This is a genomic window from Prevotella amnii DSM 23384 = JCM 14753 (genome assembly GCF_000378745.1).
Taxonomy (GTDB): domain Bacteria; phylum Bacteroidota; class Bacteroidia; order Bacteroidales; family Bacteroidaceae; genus Prevotella; species Prevotella amnii.
In genome coordinates, this window is record NZ_KB905286.1 from 1 (window position 1) to 23,445 (window position 23,445).

General features: G+C 34.3%; 17 protein-coding genes and 1 tRNA gene. All 18 read left to right on the top strand.

From position 1 onward, the window contains the following. Nucleotides 1–538: 538 nt before the first annotated feature. A complete protein-coding gene (locus tag F596_RS0107450; RefSeq protein WP_019036454.1) occupies nucleotides 539–1,246 on the top strand; it encodes an ABC transporter ATP-binding protein in 708 nt (235 codons plus the stop codon). A gap of 64 nt (nucleotides 1,247–1,310) precedes the next feature. Next, nucleotides 1,311–1,856, top strand: a complete 546-nt coding sequence (locus F596_RS0107455; RefSeq protein ID WP_019036455.1) for a hypothetical protein — start codon at nucleotides 1,311–1,313, stop codon at nucleotides 1,854–1,856. A 58-nt stretch (nucleotides 1,857–1,914) separates the two neighbouring features. Further along, a complete protein-coding gene (gene metG / locus F596_RS0107460) occupies nucleotides 1,915–3,978 on the top strand; it encodes a methionine--tRNA ligase (protein WP_019036456.1) in 2,064 nt (687 codons plus the stop codon). Nucleotides 3,979–4,224: 246 nt separating this feature from the next. Beyond that, nucleotides 4,225–5,175 carry a bifunctional hydroxymethylpyrimidine kinase/phosphomethylpyrimidine kinase gene (locus F596_RS0107465; RefSeq protein ID WP_019036457.1) on the top strand — a complete coding sequence of 317 codons (951 nt, stop codon included), beginning with the start codon at nucleotides 4,225–4,227 and terminating at the stop codon, nucleotides 5,173–5,175. A gap of 78 nt (nucleotides 5,176–5,253) precedes the next feature. After that, complete coding sequence (gene pdxS, locus F596_RS0107470; RefSeq protein ID WP_019036458.1) at nucleotides 5,254–6,129, top strand: pyridoxal 5'-phosphate synthase lyase subunit PdxS; 876 nt, start codon at nucleotides 5,254–5,256, stop codon at nucleotides 6,127–6,129. Further along, entirely contained in the window at nucleotides 6,126–6,704 is a 579-nt protein-coding gene (gene pdxT / locus F596_RS0107475) for a pyridoxal 5'-phosphate synthase glutaminase subunit PdxT (protein WP_019036459.1), read from the top strand. Before pdxS ends, pdxT begins: the two co-directional genes overlap by 4 nt. Nucleotides 6,705–7,420: 716 nt before the next feature. Beyond that, on the top strand, nucleotides 7,421–10,426 hold the full coding sequence (locus F596_RS0107480; RefSeq protein ID WP_019036460.1) for a SusC/RagA family TonB-linked outer membrane protein: 3,006 nt from the start codon (nucleotides 7,421–7,423) through the stop codon (nucleotides 10,424–10,426). Nucleotides 10,427–10,428: 2 nt separating this feature from the next. Continuing rightward, complete coding sequence (locus F596_RS0107485; protein ID WP_019036461.1) at nucleotides 10,429–12,015, top strand: RagB/SusD family nutrient uptake outer membrane protein; 1,587 nt, start codon at nucleotides 10,429–10,431, stop codon at nucleotides 12,013–12,015. A 54-nt stretch (nucleotides 12,016–12,069) separates the two neighbouring features. Continuing rightward, nucleotides 12,070–13,107, top strand: a complete 1,038-nt coding sequence (locus F596_RS0107490; protein ID WP_019036462.1) for a glycoside hydrolase family 18 — start codon at nucleotides 12,070–12,072, stop codon at nucleotides 13,105–13,107. 5 nt (nucleotides 13,108–13,112) lie between these two features. Continuing rightward, nucleotides 13,113–14,249 carry a DUF1735 and LamG domain-containing protein gene (locus tag F596_RS0107495; RefSeq protein WP_019036463.1) on the top strand — a complete coding sequence of 379 codons (1,137 nt, stop codon included), beginning with the start codon at nucleotides 13,113–13,115 and terminating at the stop codon, nucleotides 14,247–14,249. Between the two features lie 66 nt (nucleotides 14,250–14,315). Beyond that, nucleotides 14,316–15,689: a BT_3987 domain-containing protein gene (locus tag F596_RS0107500; RefSeq protein WP_019036464.1), complete on the top strand. Its 1,374-nt coding sequence runs from the start codon at nucleotides 14,316–14,318 to the stop codon at nucleotides 15,687–15,689. Between the two features lie 116 nt (nucleotides 15,690–15,805). Beyond that, entirely contained in the window at nucleotides 15,806–17,626 is a 1,821-nt protein-coding gene (gene argS / locus F596_RS0107505; protein WP_008450827.1) for an arginine--tRNA ligase, read from the top strand. A gap of 41 nt (nucleotides 17,627–17,667) precedes the next feature. Then, complete coding sequence (locus F596_RS0107510; RefSeq protein WP_008450789.1) at nucleotides 17,668–18,135, top strand: RNase H family protein; 468 nt, start codon at nucleotides 17,668–17,670, stop codon at nucleotides 18,133–18,135. Nucleotides 18,136–18,596: 461 nt separating this feature from the next. Continuing rightward, nucleotides 18,597–20,438 (top strand): AMP-dependent synthetase/ligase, encoded by a 1,842-nt coding sequence (locus F596_RS0107515; RefSeq protein WP_019036465.1) that lies wholly within the window; start codon nucleotides 18,597–18,599, stop codon nucleotides 20,436–20,438. A 27-nt stretch (nucleotides 20,439–20,465) separates the two neighbouring features. Further along, complete coding sequence (gene prfB / locus F596_RS0107520; protein WP_008450807.1) at nucleotides 20,466–21,590, top strand: peptide chain release factor 2; 1,125 nt, start codon at nucleotides 20,466–20,468, stop codon at nucleotides 21,588–21,590. 180 nt (nucleotides 21,591–21,770) lie between these two features. Then, nucleotides 21,771–22,268, top strand: a complete 498-nt coding sequence (locus F596_RS0107525) for a CYTH domain-containing protein (RefSeq protein ID WP_019036466.1) — start codon at nucleotides 21,771–21,773, stop codon at nucleotides 22,266–22,268. Nucleotides 22,269–22,323: 55 nt separating this feature from the next. Beyond that, nucleotides 22,324–23,298 (top strand): ComEA family DNA-binding protein, encoded by a 975-nt coding sequence (locus F596_RS0107530; protein WP_019036467.1) that lies wholly within the window; start codon nucleotides 22,324–22,326, stop codon nucleotides 23,296–23,298. 62 nt (nucleotides 23,299–23,360) lie between these two features. Continuing rightward, a tRNA-Pro gene (locus F596_RS0107535) sits at nucleotides 23,361–23,433 on the top strand. Nucleotides 23,434–23,445 lie beyond the last annotated feature (12 nt).

Below are 23,445 nucleotides of genomic sequence, written 5' to 3' on the forward strand. Positions count from 1 at the left end.
GTGTCTGTACATTTGCGTGCATGAGTGCAAAGTAACAAAATAATTTTGATATGACTGTGTCCTACAAATCGGTTTTTGCCCCTCGTTACAATACCCTACACTTGATTATCAATCATTTATCAAATTAATACTACACAAAATATCCCGAAAATTTATGAAAAATAATTTTGCCGGTTAAACTTGGGTTAATAAGTTATAGTAGTATGAATTATATATTAAAAAAGTAAGAGTTGTTATATAACTAAAGGTGGCTTATGTAGGAAAGGTTGTGCTATTTTAAAGTGTTAATATATATTGAATGGTACAAAAAAGAGGAACAGTCTTATACATGGGATAGCATGTATGCAGGTATGGAAGTATGTAAATATAAAAATTTGGTAAAGCTGTTGATGTAGGATTATTTTTATATTTATTAAATTAAAAAGTAATAGTCATATTTGCGAAAATAAAAGAATATGATTAATTTCGCAGTTTTAATTCCTTTAAAAGAGGATTCTTTATTATAGGATAAATAAGTTTTTAAAAATATAAAGGTTGTATGCAATTTACTGTTTCACATCTTGATATAGGCTATCAAAGACATTATAATATAATATCTGATATTAATATTGAGATAAAGAGTGGCAAATTGACTTGCTTGATAGGTGCTAATGGAGTAGGTAAGTCTACCTTTTTAAAAACTCTTTCAGGCTTTTTGCCAAAGCTAAAGGGTGATATTTTTATTAATAATATTAGTTTATCAGTATTGTCTTGTAAAGAATTAGCACATAAAATAAGTGTAGTACTTACCACAAAGCCAGATATTCAGAATGTAACAGTGGAAGAGGTGATAGGTATGGGCAGATCTCCTTATACAGGTTTTTGGGGGATATTATGTAAGGAAGATAAACAGGTAATAGAAGATTCGATTAATAGAGTAGGTATAAACAGTTTAAAGGGCAGGTTGATAAATACTTTATCAGATGGAGAGATGCAAAAGGTAATGATAGCAAAAGCATTAGCACAGGAAACTCCTATTATTCTTTTAGATGAGCCTACTGCTTTTCTTGATTTTCCTTCAAAGGTAGATTGTTATAAGTTACTTATCAAATTAGCACATAAGTTAGATAAGATAATATTACTTTCTACTCATGATATTGATCTTGCCACACACTTTGCTGATATAATATTATATGTATCAAAGACAGGAATAAGAACTATATCAAGAAAGGAAACTCAAGATTATGTTAAGAACTTACTTGTTTAATGAAGAAAATAGACGTGCATTAAAATAAAAATAGATAGTAAAAAGAATAATAAAAACAAAGAAGATGAAAAATAAAAGATTACAAATAGCCTTCATAATAGGTCTTATGCTGGTGTTGGTGAGTTGTGGTACAAAACAAAAAGTTATTACTACAAGTGTCAAGGATATACCCCATGATACAGTGGAGAGTGTACTTCCTATTAGTGATGTAATATCTGTAGCAGAAGCTGTAGAGATGTATGAAACGCCTAACCTCATACCTGTTATAACAAAGAAGTATGGATATAAGCTAAAGAAAGGGTATGAGGTATATCGTTTAGACAATTTTTCTAAGATGTATTATAAGAATTGTGTACTTTCTAAACTACTTACCAAGACTGCTTATTCCGATTATCCTAAACCTTTAGCTAAAGGTGTGTCGAGTTATATAGCATTTAAAGATGGTGCTATGATTATAGCTGTATTTAACCTACCTGCTTATAACAATCTTGTGGCACAAGTAAAAGCTAATGGTTTTGTGCTTGATATGCAAGGCAGTGAAGATATTTATAAGAAAGGTGAGCGTACTATAGCTTGCTATCAGGCAGGTAAAAGTATTAGAATACAATAAGCTTTGCTATTTATTTAAATTGAAGTAACTTTGCAATAGAAACAATAGTAAACCATATATGGAAGAAAAGAAATTTAAACGTACCACTGTTACAGCCGCATTGCCTTATGCTAATGGTGGTGTTCATATCGGTCATCTTGCTGGTGTATATGTTCCTTCAGACATTTATGTGCGTTATCTTCGTCTTAAAAAGCAAGAAGTAATTTTTATAGGTGGATCTGATGAGCATGGAGTGCCTATTACTATTCGTGCAAGAAAGGAAGGTATAACCCCTCAAGATGTGTGCGATAGATATCATAAGATGATAAAAGATTCATTTAATGAGTTTGGTATTTCGTTTGATGTATATAGCCGTACTACAAGCAATGTTCATAATAAGTTTGCAAGCGATTTCTTTAAAAAGCTTTATGAGGACGGTAAACTGATAGAAAAAGAAGGTGAGCAGCTATATGATGAAAGTGCAAAACAGTTTTTAGCTGATAGATATGTGATGGGCGAATGTCCACATTGTGGTAATCCTAATGCATATGGAGATCAGTGCGAGAAGTGTGGTTTGGATCTTAGTCCTTTGGAATTGAAGAATCCTCGTTCTACAATATCTGGCTCGAAGCCTGTGTTGAAGAATACAAAAAACTGGTATTTACCACTAAATAATTATCAGGAGTGGCTCAAAGAATGGATATTAAAAGAGCATAAGGAGTGGCGTTCTAATGTATATGGTCAGTGTAAGAGTTGGCTGGATATGGATTTGCAGCCACGTGCGATGACGCGCGACTTAGACTGGGGTATACCTGTGCCTGTAAAGGGAGCAGAGGGTAAGGTGCTCTACGTTTGGTTTGATGCCCCCATAGGTTATATTTCTAATACTAAAGAGCTGTGCGATAATGAGCCAGAACGATTTGGAAATTGGGAAAAGTGGTGGAAAGATCCAGAAACACGTTTGATACATTTTATAGGAAAAGATAATATTGTGTTCCATTGCATAATTTTTCCTATAATGTTAAAGGCACATGGTGGATATATTTTACCAGATAACGTACCTGCTAATGAGTTTTTAAATCTTGAGAATGACAAAATATCTACCAGCAAAAATTGGGCTGTTTGGTTACATGAGTATTTAGTTGATTTCCCAGGTAAGCAAGATGTTTTACGTTATGTATTAACAGCTAATGCACCAGAGACAAAGGATAATAACTTCACATGGAAGGATTTTCAGGAACGTAACAACTCGGAACTGGTGTCTATTTATGGGAATTTCGTTAATCGTGCTTTACAATTAACCAAAAAGTATTGGAACGGTATAGTGCCTCCTTGTGGCGAATTAAAGGATATAGATAAGCAGATAATAGCCGAATTTAAAGATGTAAAGGAAAAGGTAGAGGCTTCTTTAGACGCATTTAAGTTTCGTGAAGCACAAAAAGAGGCAATGAACTTAGCCCGAATAGGTAATCGTTATATAACAGAATGTGAGCCTTGGAAAGTGTGGAAGACCGATCCTAAGCGAGTGGAAACGGTATTGAATATTTCATTGCAATTGGTTGCTAATCTAAGTATAGCCTTCGAACCTTTCCTGCCATTTAGTTCTGCAGAGCTACGTAAGCTTATTAATATGACAACATACGACTGGAGCGAGTTAGGTTCTACCGATCTTCTTAAAGCAGGCCATCAGTTAGCAGAGCCGCATTTGCTCTTTGAAAAGATAGAAGATGATGTTATAGAGGCACAGCTTAAGAAGCTCGAAGCTACAAAAAAGGCAAACGAAGAAGCTAATAGTAAGGCAGCACCAATTAAGGAAAGTGTTTTGTTTGATGAGTTTGAGAAACTTGATATCCGTGTAGGACACATTGTTAATTGTGAGAAAGTAAAAAAGAGCAAGAAACTATTAAAGTTTAGCATTGATGACGGCTCTGGTACGGAACGTACTATTCTTAGTGGTATAGCAGCTTACTATGAGCCAGAACAGCTTATAGGTAAAGATGTTTTGTTTGTAGCTAACTTCCCTCCACGCAAGATGATGGGCATAGAGAGTCAGGGTATGATACTTTCTGCGGTCAATTTTGATGGTTCGCTTGCTGTAACTACTACACTTAGCAAGGTAAAACCAGGTAGCCAAGTGGGGTAATTGTAACATTGTATGTTTTAATATAGATATGGCGCACCTAATAGATAAGGTGCGTCATATTTTATTTTGAGATTTATTATTTGTTTGATAATTTAATGTGAATTAGTCGAGCTTACATTAAATTATGGGGTTATAGATATGAATGTTTAGTAAAACTTTAGTTTTTTTTGTCAGTTTACAAACGTTACTTGCACATATAAAATATTTATTTTTACTTTGTAAGTATAGTAAAAGAGCTTAATATATATGGCTATTATATTATCCATAACAGGATCTGATGGTACTGGTGGTTCAGGTATTCAGGCAGATATAAAAACTATATCGTCCTTAGGAGGCCGTGCTGTATCTGCTATTACTTCTATAACTATGCAGAACACTTTAGGTATTCAGTCGGTGTACGACTTGCCTGCAGCTGCTGTTCGTGGACAAATAGAGGCAATTATCAATGATGTACAACCAGATACGATGCGTATAGGGTTGGTTCGTAATGCCGAAACCTTAGATGTCATTGTAGAAACGTTGCAGAAGTATCGTCCTAAATTTGTTGTTTATGACCCTGTTATAACAGCAAGTAATGGAGATGAATTATTATCAGATGATGTTGTAGCATTAATACGCTGCAAGTTGTTACCTTTATGCTCTATTGTAGTGTTAAGAGAACGAGATAAAGAAAAGTTTACTGAAAGGGATTTCTTTGAAGATACGCGTGTTATTGTGCTTGATAATCCGCATGGTCATGGCTTTTCTAATGTTTTTTCATCGGCATTGGCAGTATATCTTAATACAGAAAAGTTAGTAAATAATGCCATTGCTAAAGCTATGGACTATGCTAATACTTTTGTAAAACATGAAGTAAGCCTGATAGGACGCAGTGCGCAACTTTATAACGAGTTCTTAACAGCAGTACAGCAGCATAATGCTACTAATAGAGATGTTGCTTTTTATGCTGATTGCTTAAACGTTTCTCCCACTTATCTTTCGCAGGTAACTCATAAGGTGTCAGGTAAGAATCCTAAGAATATAATAGATAAAGCTTTGACAGAAACTATTTCAAACAGGCTATTATCTACTATGCTTACTATACAAGAGGTAGCGTATAACTTTAAGTTTGGTTCGCAAGCACAGTTTACAAAGTATTTTAAGAAGCAAACCGGACTTACACCAAGTGAGTTTAGAAGGAGAAATAGTAAGCGTTAATGCTTTTTGTGTGCTTTATTATCGCTTACATTTATACACTTTAGAAAGACAGAATAACAATTTAAAATATTTAATAAGATGAGTAACGAAAGACAAACATTAAACCGCAATTTAGCACAAATGTTAAAAGGTGGTGTTATTATGGACGTAACAACTCCTGAACAAGCACGTATAGCAGAGGCCGCTGGTGCTTGTGCCGTAATGGCATTGGAACGTATACCTGCAGATATTCGTGCTGCTGGCGGTGTTAGCCGTATGAGCGATCCTAAAATGATTAAAGGTATACAAGAGGCAGTTACCATTCCGGTAATGGCAAAATGTCGTATAGGTCATATAGCTGAAGCGCAAATTTTACAAGCTATAGAGATAGATTATATAGACGAAAGCGAAGTGCTTTCGCCAGCTGATAATGTTTACCATATAGATAAGACGCAGTTTGATGTGCCTTTTGTTTGCGGTGCTCGTAATCTTAGTGAAGCTTTACGCCGAATACAAGAAGGAGCTACTATGATTCGTACTAAGGGTGAGCCGGGTACAGGAGATGTTGTGCAAGCAGTATCACATATGCGCTTGATGCAAGCAGAGATACGCCGCTTAGTAAGTATGTGTGGTGATGAGCTTTTTGAAGCCGCTAAACAGCTACAGGCGCCTTATGAATTGGTAAAGTGGGTTCATGAAAATGGTAAATTGCCTGTTGTCAATTTTGCTGCTGGTGGTGTGGCTACACCTGCCGATGCTGCTCTTATGATGCAGTTAGGTGCAGAGGGTGTGTTTGTAGGTTCTGGTATTTTTAAGAGTGGTAATCCTGAAAAACGTGCAGCAGCTATAGTTAAAGCTGTTACTAATTATAACGATCCTAAGGTATTGGCAGAAATTTCGGAAGACTTAGGTGAAGCTATGGTTGGTATCAATGAGCAAGAAATAGAGGTAATCATGGCAGAACGTGGGCAATGAGAGTAGCAATATTAGCACTTCAGGGAGCTTTTCTTGAGCATGAAGAGATGCTACAACGTTTAGGTGTAGATTTTTTTGAAATACGTAAACTATCAGATTGGCAGCAATCTAAAGATGCTTTAATTATTCCGGGTGGAGAAAGCACTACTATAGGAAAACTTCTTGTCGACTTAGGTTTGCAAACTCCTATCCGAAAGTCGATAGAAGAAGGCTTACCTGTCTTTGGCACTTGTGCAGGATTAATCTTGTTAGCTAAAAACGTTGAAGGCGATAGCGAAAATACGCACACACAGTCTCAGCTTGCTGTAATGGACATAACTGCCATGCGTAACGCTTATGGTCGTCAGTTGGGTAGTTTTTATACCATCGCACCATTTGAGGGAATAGATAAAGATGTTCCTATGACTTTTATACGTGCTCCTTTTATAAAAAAGGTGGGCAGTAAAGTAAAGGTTCTTTCTGTAGTTAATGGTAATATAGTAGCTGCGCGTGAGCGCAATATGCTTGTTACTTCGTTTCACCCAGAGCTTAATAGCGACACACGAATACATCAATATTTTTTAGATATGATATAATACTGTATCGTATATGTAATGATAAAATGTATATACCGTTGTTTGATTTAATATAAATAATAGTATTTTACGTAGCAAACTATGACCTGTTTCCTTGCAAAAGCTGATGCTTAGTGTGAGGAAATGGGTTTTTATTTATAGAAAAATAAATTAAAAATAGACAAAAAATAAATTAAAAACATGCTAAAAATAACCTAATTTTAATAATAATAGATATTGTTTTTAAGTTTAATATCTTATCTTATGCCGTTATAAACATTATTTTTAGTATGTAAGAAAGTGTTTTTTATAGTTGTTTTGTCTTATAATAAAAAGGCAAAGCAAGAAAAATAATCTTTAGATACCATTAAAAATGCTTATAGCAGTATTATGGAATAGTGTAAAAAAAAATAGTTTTAAAAATATAATATTTTTTTACTTCGTTTGGGTATAAATAATTATCTTTGCATCGAATTAGAAACATTATAATTAAAAACCTTTTTACCTAAATAAAAAGAATGTTACTTTATGGGATAAAGTGGTATGAGGCGTATATAGATATGTCTTGTTATTGCGGTTCCATTAATATATTTAAATTATACAATTTTACAAACGATATTTTATTAGTTTAATCCTAAAATAGTAGTATGATTAAAGATCTATTCAATTTTTCGTATTCAAAAGTTCGGAGGATAAAGAAAGTTTTCATAGCTTTTGCTGTAATGTTTTCTTTGTCAATGTCGGCTAATGCGCAGACAAACAATGTTACAGGTAAGGTTATCGATACCTCCGGCGAGCCGCTCATTGGTGTAACTGTTAAGGTAAAGGGAACAAATAAAGTTGCCGTTACCGATTTAGATGGTATGTTTTCCATAAAAGCTAATAATGGGGACATATTAGAGTGTTCTTATATTGGTTATCTGTCAAAGGAGCAAAAAGTAGTGGCAGGTACACAGAGCATATTGCTGAAAGCGGATACCAAAGAGCTTAATGAGGTAGTTGTTACGGCTCTTGGTATAAAGCGTGAGCAGAAAGCTTTAAGCTATAATGTGCAGCAGGTCAAAGGAGATGATATGTTGAAAAACAAAGATGCTAATTTTATTAATTCTTTGAATGGTAAGGTTGCAGGTGTAAATATTAATACATCTTCTTCAGGTATAGGCGGAGCGTCAAAGGTGGTGATGCGAGGAACACGAAGTATAGAGCAAAGTAGTAATGTCTTATATGTAGTTGATGGTATTCCTATGTTTAACCAAGGAGAAGAAGGTGGTTCTGAGTTCGATTCTAAAGGTGTTACAGAAGCAATTGCGGATATTAATCCAGCAGATATTGAGTCGATGTCAGTGCTTACAGGTGCTGCAGCTGCAGCTTTATATGGTAATCGTGCATCAAATGGTGCTATTATCATTACAACAAAGAAAGGAAATATAGGAAAGACCGAATTTACAGTAAGTCAGACAACAGAGGTAGCAACAGCTTTTCGTTTACCAAAATTTCAAAATCGTTATGGTACTGGTAGTAGTATTCATGATAATGGTACAGATTCTTATAGCTGGGGAAAGCTGCTTAATGAAGCTAATTATCAGGGATATGACCCTTTAAAGGATTTCTTAAAAACAGGTATTATAACAACAGAAGGCTTTACACTTTCTACAGGAACTAAGACTAACCAAACGTTTTTTTCGGCTAATGCTTTAAATAGTGGTGGAATAATTCCAAACAATCATTATAATCGCTATAACTTTTCTATTCGTAATACAAGCAAATTGCTTGATAATAAAATGACATTAGACTTAGGAGCAAGTTATATTATACAAAACGATCGCAATATGACTAATCAGGGTGTTTATGGTAATCCTTTGCTAACAGCTTACCTATATCCACGAGGTAACTCAAATGAGAGCATGAAGATGTATGAACGTTGGGATAGTCAGCGTGGTATATATGTACAGAATTGGGGTAATCTTCTTAGTGAATATGTTGGTCAGAATCCTTATTGGGTAGCGTATCGTAATGTTCGTACTAATAAAAAATATCGTTATATGTTTAATGCAGGTATTAGCTACATGTTAAATGATTGGTTAAGTGCCAGTGCTCGAATACGTATAGATAATGCTACGAACTCTTATGAAGTAAAAAATTATGCAACAACTAATCGTACTTTAGCAGGGGTTAATGGCTCGTATGCCTTGCGTAATACAGATAATAAGCAGACTTATGGCGATATGATGATAAATGCCAACAAAAGTTTTTTACATGACAAGTTATCTTTATCAGCCTTTTTAGGTGCATCTATTTCAGATATTAAGCAATGTGGTTTTGGTAATGATGGTTCCATTCGAGAGGATCTTATTCCAAATGTCTTTAATATTTACCAGTTAGATGGTAAGACAGAAAAGAAAATACAAGAAGGTTATCATGACCAAACAAAATCGTTATTTGGAAGTATGGAAATAGGTTTGGCTAATCAGCTTTACCTTACAATTACAGGACGTAATGATTGGCCATCAATGTTGGCAGGTCCACACTCTAATACCTCTTCCTTCTTTTATCCTTCTGTAGGAACATCATGGATAGTTTCAGAGACTTTTAAATTGCCAAAACAGATAAATTATTTAAAGGTGCGTGGGTCTTTTGCAAAAGTAGGTATTCCTTTTCCAAGATGGTATGCTAACCCTGTATATGAATGGGATAATAATAATAAACAATGGAAAACACAGACCATTTATCCTATTTATAATTTAAAACCAGAAACAACAAACTCTTTGGAGTTTGGTTTGCAAACAAAGTTGTTTAATCATTTCAATCTCGATGTTACTTATTATGTAACACGCACTTATAATCAAACCTTTAATCCAGATATTTCTGTGTCGTCAGGATATAGTGCCTTATATATACAGACCGGAGACGTGTCTAATAAAGGTATAGAACTGTCTTTAGGATATAATAAGAAATGGGGAAATTTCGTATGGTCTACTAACTATACTTTATCAGCTAATAAGAATAAGATAAATGAGCTGGTACGTAATTATGTACATCCAGAGACAGGAGTTATAATAAATAAAGACCGTTTGGTTATGGGTGGTTTAGGTAATGCTAAATTTATATTAAAAGAAGGAGGAACTTTAGGCGATCTTTATTCTACTGTAGATATTAAACGCGATAGTGAAGGGAAAGTGTATGTAGATAATAATGGTACTGTTTACCGTGATAATAATGTAGGAGAGATATACCTCGGGTCAGTATTACCTAAGAGCAATATGGCTTGGCGCAACGATTTCAGTTATAAAGGTTTTAATTTTGGCTTTATGATAACTTCGCGTTTTGGAGGTATTGTTTATTCAGCCACACAAGCTACTTTAGATAAGTATGGTGTATCAGAATCTTCTGCAGCAGCACGTGATAAGGGTTATGTGTTAGTAAATGGTGAAGATAGAATCTCTCCAGAGGCTTGGTATTCGGCAATCGGACAAGCTGATGGCATTCCACAATATTATACTTATAGTGCTACAAATATTCGTTTACAAGAAGCTATCTTTGGATATACATTTAAGAAGAAACAACTCTTTGGATTAGGAGAGTTATCTTTGTCTATAGTGGGGCGTAACTTGTTGTTTTTATATTGTAAGGCTCCTTTTGATCCTGAATCTACTGCTACAACAGGCAACTATTATCAAGGTATTGACCGTTTTATGACGCCAAGTACAAGAAATATAGGTTTTAATGTGAAACTTAAATTTTAATTATGAAGATGAAACATATTATAGTATATTTATTAACCGTAGCCACTGGGGTTTTTATAACTGCATGTACAGATGGATATGAAGCAATGAACAGAAACCCTTATGGGGTAGATATTAAAGAGATGCAGCGCGAAGGGTATAGCCTAAGTTCTGCTATGGTCAATTTATCTGATTGGGCTATTCCTGCTGACATTAATACTTTACAATTTACAGATTGTTTAGGTGGTGGCACTATGGGAGGGTATTTGTCTGATAGTAATTCGGGATTTAATAATAAAAACTTTTCTACATTTGTTCCAGAAGATGGTTGGAGCGCATCTTTGTTTAAAGATATTATACCTAAAGTTTTTGTTAATGTTAAAAAAGTAAGTGAGCAGATGATAGATCCTGTAACAAAAGATACTATCAATCCTGTACCAATAGCTGTAGCAGACATTGTTAAGGTGTTGGCTATGCAACGTATCACAGATGCTTATGGACCTATACCTTATTCAAAGATAGGTCAAAATGGAGAGATTAAGGCACCTTATGATACACAGAAAGATATATATAATAAAATGTTTGAGCAGCTAAATTCTGATATAGAAGTATTGACAAAACATCAAACAGAGGATTTTTCACCAAAAGCCGATCATGTTTATGAAGGTAAGGTGATAAAATGGATTCGTTTAGCAAACTCTTTAAAGCTAAGAATGGCTATGCGTATTGTAAACGTAGAGCCTAAAAAAGCTAAGGAAATGGCAGAAAGTGCCGTCAATCATTCTATAGGAGTGATGCAAGATAATAGTGATAATGCGTTTTATAAACAAGCAGGTAAAAATCCTTTTTATGTAGTAATGTATGAATATAATGGTGGAGATTCACGTGTGAATGCTAATATTATAACCTTTATGAATGGGTATAAAGATCCTAGACGTGAAGCTATGTTTACAAAATCAACATTAGATGGTGCTAATAATGAATATATAGGTTTGCGTAGCGGTATTACTATTCCAGATGCAGATGTGGCACATGCTTATTCTAATTATAAAGTTAAGGTCAATACACCCATAATGTGGATGAATGCATCAGAAGTAGCTTTCTTGAAAGCAGAAGGTGCTTTGCGTGGGTGGAAAATGGGAAACGCTACTGCTAAAGAGCTTTATAATAAAGGAATAAAATTGTCATTTGAGCAATGGCAGGTATCAGGCGCAGAGAGTTATATGAACGATAGCGAAAATACGCCAGCTTCTTACATTGATCCAGCAGGTACTTATAGTTTTAGCAAAGTACCTTCTGATATAACAATAAAATGGGAAGATGGAAATTTTAAGAAGAGTTTAGAGCGTATTATTACACAAAAGTGGATAGCTAATTTCCCTTTAGGGCATCAAGCTTGGTCTGAATTTCGTCGTACAGGATACCCTAAGTTAATGCCAGCAGTAGTAAATCTTAGTGCGGGAACTGTTGATAGCAACAGAGGAGCACGTCGCATGATGTACCCTAAGTCTGAAAACAGCGATAATAAGCAAAACTATGAGAAAGCTTTACAATTACTTGGAGGAGCTAACTCACAAGGTATAGATGTCTGGTGGGCTAAGAAAAATTAAAATTTATATATGCTATTTGTGCTATAGAAACTAATAAAAATTAAGAATAAAAATATGAAATATATTACATTTTCTATGGTTTGTTTGTCTATTGCTATTACTTTTACTTTTTGTTCTTGTAATACAGATGTTGAAACGATAAAGATAAATGAGCCAGAGATATCAACGCAAAACACTAAATTATATGATAATTACCTTACTAAGCTACGTGATTATAAAGCAAGTAAGCATAAAATAGCAATGGCTTGGTTTGATAATAGTCATTTATATCCTAACTCGCAAGGACAGCAAATTAAAGCTATTCCAGATAGTATAGATTATATTGTTCTTACAAATCCTTATTCTATAAATAAGGAGAATTTAGAAAATATGATAAAACTGCGTGAAAAAAAATCAATGAAGTTTTTATATGAGATTAGTTTTGAAAAGATAAAAGCTGTTTATACACTTCAAAAAAAAGCCTTTTTTGAAGTCCCTGAAAATAAAAACAAAAAATATAAAAGTTTTAATGATTATCTAACTGATTCTGTAAAAACATCGTTTGACATCTGTAGCAAGTATAATTATGATGGGATTGTTATAAGTTATAATGGTAAGTTTAAACTTTATATGGAGGATTCTGATAAAAAACTTTTATCAGAATGGGAAAATAACTTTATTGGTATGGCTATGAATTGGGCTAAGAAACATATCGATAAAACTTTAATCTTTCAAGGCAAACCTCAAAATGTTATAAATAAAGAAATATTCAAGTTATCTAAATACATTATTATTCCGTGTTTAGAGGAAGTTTCAGAAGCAGGTGTAATGAAGTGTATTAATAGCGCAGTAGTTGAAGGAGTTCCTTTGAATAAATTTTTACCTGCTGTAATGATGTATACTTTTGATACTACAGATAGTAAAACAGGTTATTGGGTAGGGAAAAAATATGCCGTATTAGGTGCTGCAAAGTGGGCTTCTGCTCAGCATGAATTATATGATATAGCAGGATTAGCTATGATAAACATAAATTCTGATTACTATCACCCGAGTTTTACTTATCCTGTTGTGAGAAAAGCTATTAACATATTGAATCCTTCTATTAAAAACTAAAGATTATGAAGAAGTTTATTAAATATTTACCTTTGATAGTATTGTTGTTTGTAGCTTGTCAGAATGACAAAGAGGAATACTTTACCAATAAGTGTTTTATTGATGCAAAATCAATGATTAATGAGACTATCATAAAGGGTACAATTGGAGATGTGGCAAAGACTTTGAATTTATCATTAGCTCGTCCTGCTGAATATAAAGTTAATGCAGAGTTTGTGGTAGATCCTTCTATAGTAAATACTTATAATAAATCTTATTATGCTAATGCCGTTATATTGCCAAATAAATGTTATGAAGTTGTTAAAGGGAAAGTAACCGTAGGAGTTAATTCGGTAAAATCGACAGATGCGATATTTAAATTTAAGAATTTAAGTTCTTTAAATCGTGATTTAATTTATGTATTACCAATAACAGTAAAAACTGATGATATAGCTTTGTTGGCATCAAGTAAACATTATTACTATGTATTCCGAGCAGGAGCATTAATTAATGTAGTAGCTGATATTAATAAGAATTATCTAACAGTAAATTGGAAAACTGCATCTGATGTAGAACAAATGCAGAAAGTAACTTTAGAGGCTCTTATAAAAGTGCGTGATTTTAGTCGTTTAATAACAACTGTAATGGGTATTGAAGGTCAGTTTTTATTTCGTATAGGAGATGCTGATAGGAAAGGTAATCAAATTCAGATAGCTACTAATTCTGGGAATTTCCCAGCCCCAGATGCTTCTAAGGGATTACCTATTAATAAATGGATACATGTTGCGATGACTTATGATAAACAGTCTCAAGAAATGATTATTTATGTTGATGGAAAAGAACAATCTAAGGTAAACGCTGGTATTATAAACGTTAATCTTAATGGCTTTGGTGATCGTGCTTTTTTTATAGGAAAGTCTTATGATAATGGACGCTATTTAGATGGTTGGATCTCGGAGGTACGTGTATGGAAAGTTATTCGTACAAAAGAAGAAATATCATCTCATATTTATTCAGTAGATCCTAAAACTGATGGGCTTGTTGCTTATTGGAAGTTTGATGAGCCTTCAGGAAATATAGTAAAAGATGTTACAGGTAATGGTAATGATGCTATTGCTAATAGTAATCTGTCATGGTTAAATGTCTCTCTTCCTGAGAAATAAACGTGAAAGACGTATTACTAATTTATAAAATCATTCATTATCATAAAGATAAAAAATAAAAAAAATATGAAAGCAAATATTATAAAAATTATTATATTATCTTCTTTTATAGGAGTTTTTGCAACATCTTGTTCGGATAGTGTTGAATTACCTAGATTAGATGAGAAACGATATGTTAGTTCTGAAAGACCTTTAAGTTTTATAACGGATAAGTATGGGGCTTCTGAAGTAGACTCAATTATCTTTAATAATAAAGGTAAAACAGATATGTATGTTAATCTTAATAGTTCTGCTACAGATGTTGCGAAGTTTACTATAGTTTATAATGCTTCTGTACTTGAGCAGTATAATAAGAAGCATGGAACTAAATATGAAATAATGCCTAAGGAATTGGTGGCTATTACTACAACGGCTAAGATTCTAAAGGGTGAAGATAAGTCTACGGCAATATCAGTTGCTTATAAGACTTCAGAGCATTTGAAAGAAAATAGCACTTATGCTATACCGTTGTCTATTAACAGTGATAACGGTATAGGTATATCAGAAAGAGGTAATTTTATTCTTTTGGTTCGCGATATTTCTAAGATGCCTAATTGTCATAAGGCACAGCCTTTTATTAATATATCAATGCCTGAGGTAAATGATTCTAATCCTCTTAATGCTCTTTGTTTTACTTTAAAAAATAGTAAGAAATATTTTTTTGATCAGGTAGTGCTTTTTTCTGGTAATATCAATTATAATGAAGAGACTGGGGAGGTTTATAATAAGAATAATGAGAATGTACAACATTTACTTGATTATAAGGAGAAGTATATAGATCCTTTACGTGAAAAAGGAATAAAGGTTATTATGGGTATTTTGCCTAACCATGATCGTGCAGGCATAACTAATTTATCAGAAGAAGGTGCTAAAGCCTTTGCTCGCAATATGAAGGCTATGTGTGATGCTTATGATTTAGATGGCGTGTTTCTGGATGATGAATATGGTAACGAGGGAGATTATCCTGGCTTTGAGCGGTCTAATGTTTATGCAACTTCACGTTTATGTTATTATTTAAAGGAGTATTTAGGTCCTAATCGCTTAGTTGAGGTTTATGTATATAGTCGTACAGGTTCATTGGTGCCAGTTAATGGTAAAAAGCCAGGTGAATTTATCGATTTTGCTATACAAGATTATGGCAGATGTAGTGATTTGAGTTATAATTATCCTGGTTTAAGTAGAAGAGGCATGATACAAGCTTCTAATGAATGCTCAAGGAATTATTATACTTCCAATTATTATGCTCAAGATATTGTATCTAAGGGATATGGTGGAACTATGTGGTTTGGGTTTGATCCCAGTCTTTATCGTATGAATATAAATGCGATGCAGACTATTGCCCGTAGTTTTTATAATGATGACATAGTGTATGATAATAAGCCTTTTCGTAAAGATTGGTAATTATATTTATATGCTATTATAATGAATAAGGGGGCATATCCTTTGTATTTGCTTTTATATTTAGCTGAATTTCTATACCTTTGCAGTATTGAAATATCATAAATATACATATAGATATGAATATAGAACATCAGATAACAGTTGCTGCATTGTCAGCCATTAAATTTTTATATGGTGTAGAAGTGCCAGATAGCATGGTGCAGCTACAGAAGACTCGTACTAATTTTGAGGGTAATCTTACTCTTGTAACTTTTCCATTGCTTAGAATATCTAAGAAGAGTGTAGAGCAAACAGGTCAGGAAATAGGCGAGTATCTTTTGGCAAACTGTACGGCTGTTGCTTCTTATAATGTGGTAAAGGGTTTTTTAAACCTTGTAATATCTTCGAAGGCATGGATAAGTTTGCTTAATGATATTAGTTCTAAAGATAAGTTTGGCGAAAAGGAGATTACAAAAGAGAGTCCTCTTGTAATGGTAGAATATTCTTCTCCAAACACAAATAAGCCTCTTCATTTAGGCCATGTTCGTAATAATCTTTTAGGTTGGTCGTTAGCAAGGATAATGGAAGCTAATGGTAATAAGGTTATAAAGACTAATATTGTTAATGATAGGGGTATTCATATATGCAAATCCATGCTTGCTTGGTTAAAGTGGGGTAATGGAATTACTCCAGAAGAGTCTGGTAAGAAAGGCGATCATCTTATAGGCGATTTCTATGTAGCTTTCGATAAGCATTATCGTATGGAGCTAAAAGAGCTTACAGAGAAGTTTCTTGCTGATGGGTTATCTGAAGAAGAGGCTAAGTTGAGGGCAGAGAAGGAGTCGCCATTGATGAAAGAAGCTCATGAAATGCTTGTTAAATGGGAAGCTAATGACCCTGAAGTGCGTAGCCTTTGGGCTAAGATGAACAGTTGGGTATATGCTGGCTTTGATGAAACTTATAAAGCTTTAGGTGTAAGTTTTGATAAAATATATTATGAGAGTAATACTTATCTTGCTGGTAAGAAGAAGGTAGAAGAAGGCTTAGCCAAGGGGCTTTTTATCCGCAAAGATGATAATTCTGTCTGGGCAGACTTAACAAATGAAGGTTTAGATCAGAAATTATTGCTTCGTGCAGATGGTACATCTGTATATATGACACAAGATATAGGAACGGCTCAGATGCGTTTTACTGATTATCCTATAGATAAGATGATTTATGTTGTAGGTAATGAGCAGAACTATCATTTTCAGGTGCTTTCAATACTTTTGGATCGTTTAGGTTTTAAATGGGGTAAAGATCTTGTTCATTTCTCATATGGCATGGTAGAGTTGCCTAATGGTAAGATGAAAAGCCGTGAAGGAACTGTGGTTGATGCCGACGACTTGATAGAGTCGATGATAGCGAATGCTAAAAAGTTAAGTGAGGATAAGGTAAATAAGCTTGAAGGTATTACTGAAGAGGAGAAAAACGAAATAGCTCGTATCGTAGGCTTGGGAGCTTTGAAATATTTCATATTAAAGGTAGATGCACGTAAGAATATGTTGTTTAATCCTGAAGAATCGATAGATTTTAATGGTAATACGGGTCCTTTCATACAATATACTTATGCGCGTATTCGTAGTATATTGCGTAAGGCAGAAGCACAACATATATCTATACCAAAGATGCTTTCCGATAAATCTCCTTTAAATGAAAAGGAGATAGCCCTTGTACAGAAGTTAAATGAGTTTGGTTCTACAGTAGCACAAGCAGGTGTAGACTATAGTCCTAGTGGTATAGCTAATTATTGCTATGAGCTTACAAAGGAGTTTAACCAGTTTTATCACGATTATAGCATTCTTGGAGCCGATACAGATGCGGAAAAGATTACACGCTTAGTTATAGCAAATAATGTGGCTAAGATTATTAAGAATGGTATGTCTTTGCTTGGCATTGAGGTGCCAGAACGTATGTAGGATAAAATGAATAAGGATAATTAGCGGAAAATAAAATTTATATGAGCGTTATTATAAATCCTCCTGATTATAGACATGACACGGTGTTGCCTTTACCAATAGAGGTAAAGGCAGCGGCGTGGGCTGTAGATGCAGCTTGCTCGGGTAATCCTGGTAAGATGGAATATCGCGGGATAGACCTTGCTACAGGGCAGCAACTCTTTCATTTCGGACCAATAAAGGGGACTAATAATATAGGTGAATTTCTTGCCATAGTACATGCTTTAGCCTTAATGGAGAAGCATAAAATAGCAGATAAGATTATATATAGCGATTCGTACAATGCCATTCTTTGGGTAAATAAAAAGCGATGCAAAACTACTTTATTACGTAGCTCTGAAACCGAAGAGGTGCTTAATATGGTAAAAAGAGCTGAATTGTGGCTTAGAGATCATACTTTTCGTGTGCCTATAGTGAAGTGGGAAACAAGAAGTTGGGGCGAAATACCTGCCGACTTTGGTAGAAAGTAGTCTTAAATTAATGTTTTTTTTTAGACTTTAGTTTTTGTTTTTTTTGTCATACATGTCTTTTAACATATAAAAGTATATCATTTTAGAAACGAAAACATAAACCATTAAACGGAAAAATAATTTATTTTTATTATATTTTTAATTTATTTTTGAGATAAAAATAACCTATTTTTCTTTTTCAAACATATACTTTTCTTATACTTACTCTTACCTTTTTCTTTCTAAAACATTATCTATTAATACAAGAAAGTTAGTTGTGAACGGATAATTCTTAAAAACTTATTAAGATTGTAGCTCATTAGATAATGATATTCTCTTATAACTTTAAAGCTAATTTATTTCTTATTCTGACTAATATTTCTTATTTTTGCAAAAGCTATAGGTTATAAATATTATATTTTTTTATCTATTGCATAAAAGGTCTTGATTAAAAATAAGTATCACATAAACGTTATAAAACAATGCAAGCAAGATGTCACCTATCTTTTCTTATTCACGAGCAGGCAAAGAAATTTGGTGAGAAGCCAGTTCTTAAATTTAAAGAATTTGGTGGGACTGACTGGAAAACGGTAGATTGGAATCAGTTTTCTACCCGTGTGAAAGAGGTGTCTAATGCACTACTTAATCTGAATGTTAAGCCACAAGAAACTATAGGTGTGTTTGCGCAGAACTGTGTAGAGTATCTATATACAGAGTTTGGGGCGTATGGTATACGTGCAATAAGTATTCCGTTTTATGCTACCAGCTCTGAGCAGCAGATACAATATATGATACAAGATGCATCTATAAAATATCTTTTTGTAGGTGAACAGGAGCAATATGATAAGGCACACCGTATTTTTCCACTATGCCCAACACTTGAGCGTATTATTGTTTTTGATAAAAATGTGCGTATTAGTACACACGATCCTAATGCGCTTTATTTTGAAGACTTCCTAAAAATAGGTGCTAATTTGCCAAGACAGTCAGAGGTAGAGAACTTATGGCGAGAGGCTTCTTTAGATGATATTTGTTGTATTTTATATACAAGTGGCACAACAGGTGATAGTAAGGGTGTTATTCTAACGTATAAGATGTTTGATGCAGCTATGGAAGCTAATGGCCGTTGTGTGCCTCTTACAGAGCATGATAAGGTTATTAATTTTTTACCTTTTACTCATGTCTTTGAGCGCGGTTGGGCTTATCTTGCTCTAACTTTTGGTACGGAGCTAATAGTGAATACCGATCCTAAGGATATTCTCACATCAATGAGGCAAACAAACCCTACATGTATGGCAGCAGTGCCACGTTTTTGGGAGAAGGTATATATTGCAGTAAAGGATCGTATGGATAGTTCTAACATCTTACAACGTAGGTTGTTTTATAAGGCTTTGCATATAGGTCGTAGTCGTAATGTTTTTTATAAGTCTAAGGGAAAGCGAGTTCCTTTAGGCTTGGAGCTTAAATATAGGTTTTATAATTCCACTGTATTAAGTTTAGTTAGAAAGCAATTAGGACTTCTTAATCCAAATATTTTTCCAACAGCAGGCGCGTATGTATCTCCAGAGATAGAAGAGTTTGTGCATAGTATTGGTATAGATATGATCGTGGGCTATGGTTTAACAGAGAGCTTAGCTACTGTGAGTTGCGACCATAAAGGTAAACCTTATACTATAGGTTCTGTGGGGCGTCCTATCCATAGCATTGAGATACGTATAGGTAAGGATAGCGAAGTGTTATTGAAAGGTCCTACAATAACCCCGGGTTATTACCATCGCGATGCTATAACAGCAGCAGCTTACGATAAAGATGGATTTTTTCATACAGGAGATGCAGGCTATTTAAAAGACGGCGAATTGTTTTTAACAGAACGTATAAAGGACTTATTCAAGACCTCAAACGGTAAATATATAGCTCCGCAAATGGTAGAGGGAATGTTGCTTGTAGATAAGTTTGTAGAGCAAGTGGCAATAATAGCCGATCAGCGTAAGTTTGTTTCTGCACTTATTGTACCAGATTTTCGCTTGTTGGAGCAGTGGGCAAAGGAGCATAATATTAGTTTTTCTAGCAGAGAGGAGCTTTGTTCAGACAAACGTGTCAATGATATGATGCGCGATCGTATAGAAACTCTTCAGCAACATTTAGCACAGTATGAACAGATAAAGCGTTTTACTTTGTTAGCACATCATTTTTCTATGGAGAGTGGTGAGCTTACAAATACATTAAAATTAAAGCGTTCTGTAGTGATAAAGAATTTCTCCAATATTATTAATGCTATGTATGAAGAAACAGATCTTACCAACACTACCTCTTCATTAGTATAAATATAACGGAGTTAATATAAAAGTTATATGATAACATCCGATCAATTAAAAGATATACTTTCGCGTGTCGAGTCTTTAAAACGTTATTTAGGTATTGATAAGAAACGTATAGAGTTTGAAGAAGAACAGCTTCGCACACAAGCTCCTGATTTCTGGGAGAGTCCAGATTATGCTCGTCAGCAGATGAAAAAGGTAAAGGAGATAGAGCGATGGGTGAAAGGTTATGATAAAGCTAAAGCACAAGCAGAGGAGTTGCAATTAGCTTTCGATTTCTATAAAGACAAACTTGTTACTGAAGACGAGGTTGATACTATGTATAATAAAGTAGTTTCAACCATTGAAGATTTAGAGTTAAAGAATATGCTTCGTCAGGAAGAGGATCCTATGGAGTGTGTTATGAAGATTAATTCTGGTGCTGGAGGTACAGAAAGTCAAGACTGGGCAGAGATGCTTATGCGTATGTATATGCGATGGGGAGAAGCTCATGGTTATAAAGTAACAATATCTGATATTCTTTCAGGAGATGAGGCAGGTATTAAGAGCGTTACAATGAAATTTGAATCGGGTGAGTATGCGTATGGTTATTTGAAGAGTGAGAATGGAGTACATAGATTGGTTAGAGTAAGTCCGTTTAACGCTCAAGGTAAGAGAATGACCAGTTTTGCATCTGTTTTCGTTACACCATTAGTCGATGATACCATAGAGGTATATGTTGATCCTGCTCGTGTAAGTTGGGATACTTTCCGTTCAAGTGGTGCAGGAGGACAAAATGTTAATAAAGTGGAGTCCGGAGTAAGGTTGCGCTATCAATATGAAGATCCAGATACAGGAGAAAAGGAAGAGATATTAATAGAAAACACAGAAACACGCGATCAGCCAAAGAATCGTGCAAAGGCAATGCAACTTCTTAAATCGCAGCTATATAATCGTGAGATGAAGAAGCGTATGGAGGCACAAGCTAAAGTAGAGGCAGCAAAGAAGAAGATAGAATGGGGTAGCCAAATACGTAGTTATGTCTTTGATGATAGGCGTGTTAAAGATCATCGTACTAATTATCAAACTTCTGATGTTGAAGGAGTGATGAACGGAAAGATAGACGATTTTATAAAAGCATATCTGATGGAGTTTCCAACAGAAGAGCAAAACATATAGTATAACAATCTTTTAAACCATGTAACTATGAATAATTCCAAGAATTTAAGAAAAAAACAGCGTGCTAAACAACAGGAAAAGCAAGGTAAAACGGTAATATTAGGTATTGCTATAGTATTGTTGTTATTATGTATTATTATCTTATTAATCTCTTTTAGATAAACATTTTAGTGTTGATTTATGAGTGGGATAGAGATAGAACGCAAGTTTTTAGTGCATAAGAATTATGATTGGAAGGCTTTGGCACATAGCTGTATGCATATTAAGCAAGGTTATTTTGCTTCTGTAAACACAGTGCGTGTGCGAGTATGTGATAATAAAGCTTTCCTCACTATTAAGGGTCCATCACGTAATGGAGGCTTATCTCGTTATGAGTTTGAGAAAGAAATATCCATGGAAGAGGCTAAAAACTTATTGTATCTTTGTGATGTAGGTATAATAGATAAGCATCGTTATCTAATAAATTATGCAGGACATACATTTGAAGTAGATGAGTTTCATGGAGATAATGAAGGGTTAGTAATGGCAGAAGTAGAACTAAGTAACGAGAAAGAATATTTTGATAAACCATCTTTTATAGGCGTAGAGGTTACAGGAGATCATCGTTTTTATAATTCGCACATGCGTAGAAATCCTTTTAAGTTATGGAAAGATAGTTTAGAAGAAGAGTATCAATAAAGCAAGAAAAGCTGTTTGTAAATAAGTTTTTTTATTTTTTTTCTTTAAGAAGCATTTGAAAATAAAATCCTTTTTTTACCTTCATCGCTCTGATCGTAGAGCTGTAATTTTCTTGGTAGCATTATTTTTGCTATCAGGTGTTATTATTTATTTTATTGGTAATAGATATTCTTATACTTCCGATGATATAAAGAACGATTCTATTGTAGGTATATCTGCTTCAGGTACAGATATACATTCTAATAATTATCAGTTAGACCGATTAGCAAATACTAAATATTTTACGTTTGACCCTAATACAGCAGACAGCGTAACGTTACGAAAATTAGGTCTATCTCCCTTTCAAATACGTAATATATACCGTTATAGGGCTAAGGGTGGAGTATATCATGCACCAGAAGAGTTTGCTAAAATTTATGGTATGACCAGAAAACAATATCAAGAGCTTGCTCCTTTTATACGTATAAGCGACGACTTTCTTCCTGCATCAACATTAGCTTCTGTGCGTGCTTATCAAGAGCGTAAGGCTGAACGGCAACATCAGGCAATGGAAGCTCTTAGAGCTTTTAAAGCTAAAGATAAGTATCATGCCTATAAAGAGTATGATCGCGATACGATACGTTATCCTATTAAGATAAAGTTGGGGCAGAAAATTAATCTTGCTAATGCAGATACAACCTTATTAAAGAAAGTTCCGTGTATAGGATCTGGTTGGGCTAAGGCTATCGTTTCATATGGAAAGCGTTTAGGAGGGTATGTTGCCGTGGGTCAATTGAAGGAGATTGATAACTTTCCTGAAGAGGCATTACCTTTCTTTGAGGTAAAAGGAGTGCATACAGAAAGGTTAAATCTAAATAAGTTAACTTTGTCTCAGCTACGCAAACACCCTTATATTAACTTTTATCAGGCTCGTGCTATATGCGATTATCGTCGTCTAAAGGGAAGACTAACATCGCTTTCTCAGTTGCGTTTGCTTAAAGATTTTCCGCAAGATGCTATCTTACGGCTTGAACCGTATGTATGTTTTTAGCTTATTTCTTGCATCTTATCTTTTCTTTTCCAACTAATCTTACTACCTTTGCCTTATCAATTCGGGATGTGGCGCAGTTGGTAGCGCACTACGTTCGGGACGTAGGGGTCGCCAGTTCGAGTCTGGTTATCCCGACAAATTATCTTT

Coding starts and splice junctions, on each gene's coding strand:
- F596_RS0107450 (WP_019036454.1), top strand. CDS start 539: ATGCAATTTACTGTTTCACATCTTGATATAGGCTATCAAAGACATTAT.
- F596_RS0107455 (WP_019036455.1), top strand. CDS start 1,311: ATGAAAAATAAAAGATTACAAATAGCCTTCATAATAGGTCTTATGCTG.
- metG (WP_019036456.1), top strand. CDS start 1,915: ATGGAAGAAAAGAAATTTAAACGTACCACTGTTACAGCCGCATTGCCT.
- F596_RS0107465 (WP_019036457.1), top strand. CDS start 4,225: ATGGCTATTATATTATCCATAACAGGATCTGATGGTACTGGTGGTTCA.
- pdxS (WP_019036458.1), top strand. CDS start 5,254: ATGAGTAACGAAAGACAAACATTAAACCGCAATTTAGCACAAATGTTA.
- pdxT (WP_019036459.1), top strand. CDS start 6,126: ATGAGAGTAGCAATATTAGCACTTCAGGGAGCTTTTCTTGAGCATGAA.
- F596_RS0107480 (WP_019036460.1), top strand. CDS start 7,421: ATGTCGGCTAATGCGCAGACAAACAATGTTACAGGTAAGGTTATCGAT.
- F596_RS0107485 (WP_019036461.1), top strand. CDS start 10,429: ATGAAGATGAAACATATTATAGTATATTTATTAACCGTAGCCACTGGG.
- F596_RS0107490 (WP_019036462.1), top strand. CDS start 12,070: ATGAAATATATTACATTTTCTATGGTTTGTTTGTCTATTGCTATTACT.
- F596_RS0107495 (WP_019036463.1), top strand. CDS start 13,113: ATGAAGAAGTTTATTAAATATTTACCTTTGATAGTATTGTTGTTTGTA.
- F596_RS0107500 (WP_019036464.1), top strand. CDS start 14,316: ATGAAAGCAAATATTATAAAAATTATTATATTATCTTCTTTTATAGGA.
- argS (WP_008450827.1), top strand. CDS start 15,806: ATGAATATAGAACATCAGATAACAGTTGCTGCATTGTCAGCCATTAAA.
- F596_RS0107510 (WP_008450789.1), top strand. CDS start 17,668: ATGAGCGTTATTATAAATCCTCCTGATTATAGACATGACACGGTGTTG.
- F596_RS0107515 (WP_019036465.1), top strand. CDS start 18,597: ATGCAAGCAAGATGTCACCTATCTTTTCTTATTCACGAGCAGGCAAAG.
- prfB (WP_008450807.1), top strand. CDS start 20,466: ATGATAACATCCGATCAATTAAAAGATATACTTTCGCGTGTCGAGTCT.
- F596_RS0107525 (WP_019036466.1), top strand. CDS start 21,771: ATGAGTGGGATAGAGATAGAACGCAAGTTTTTAGTGCATAAGAATTAT.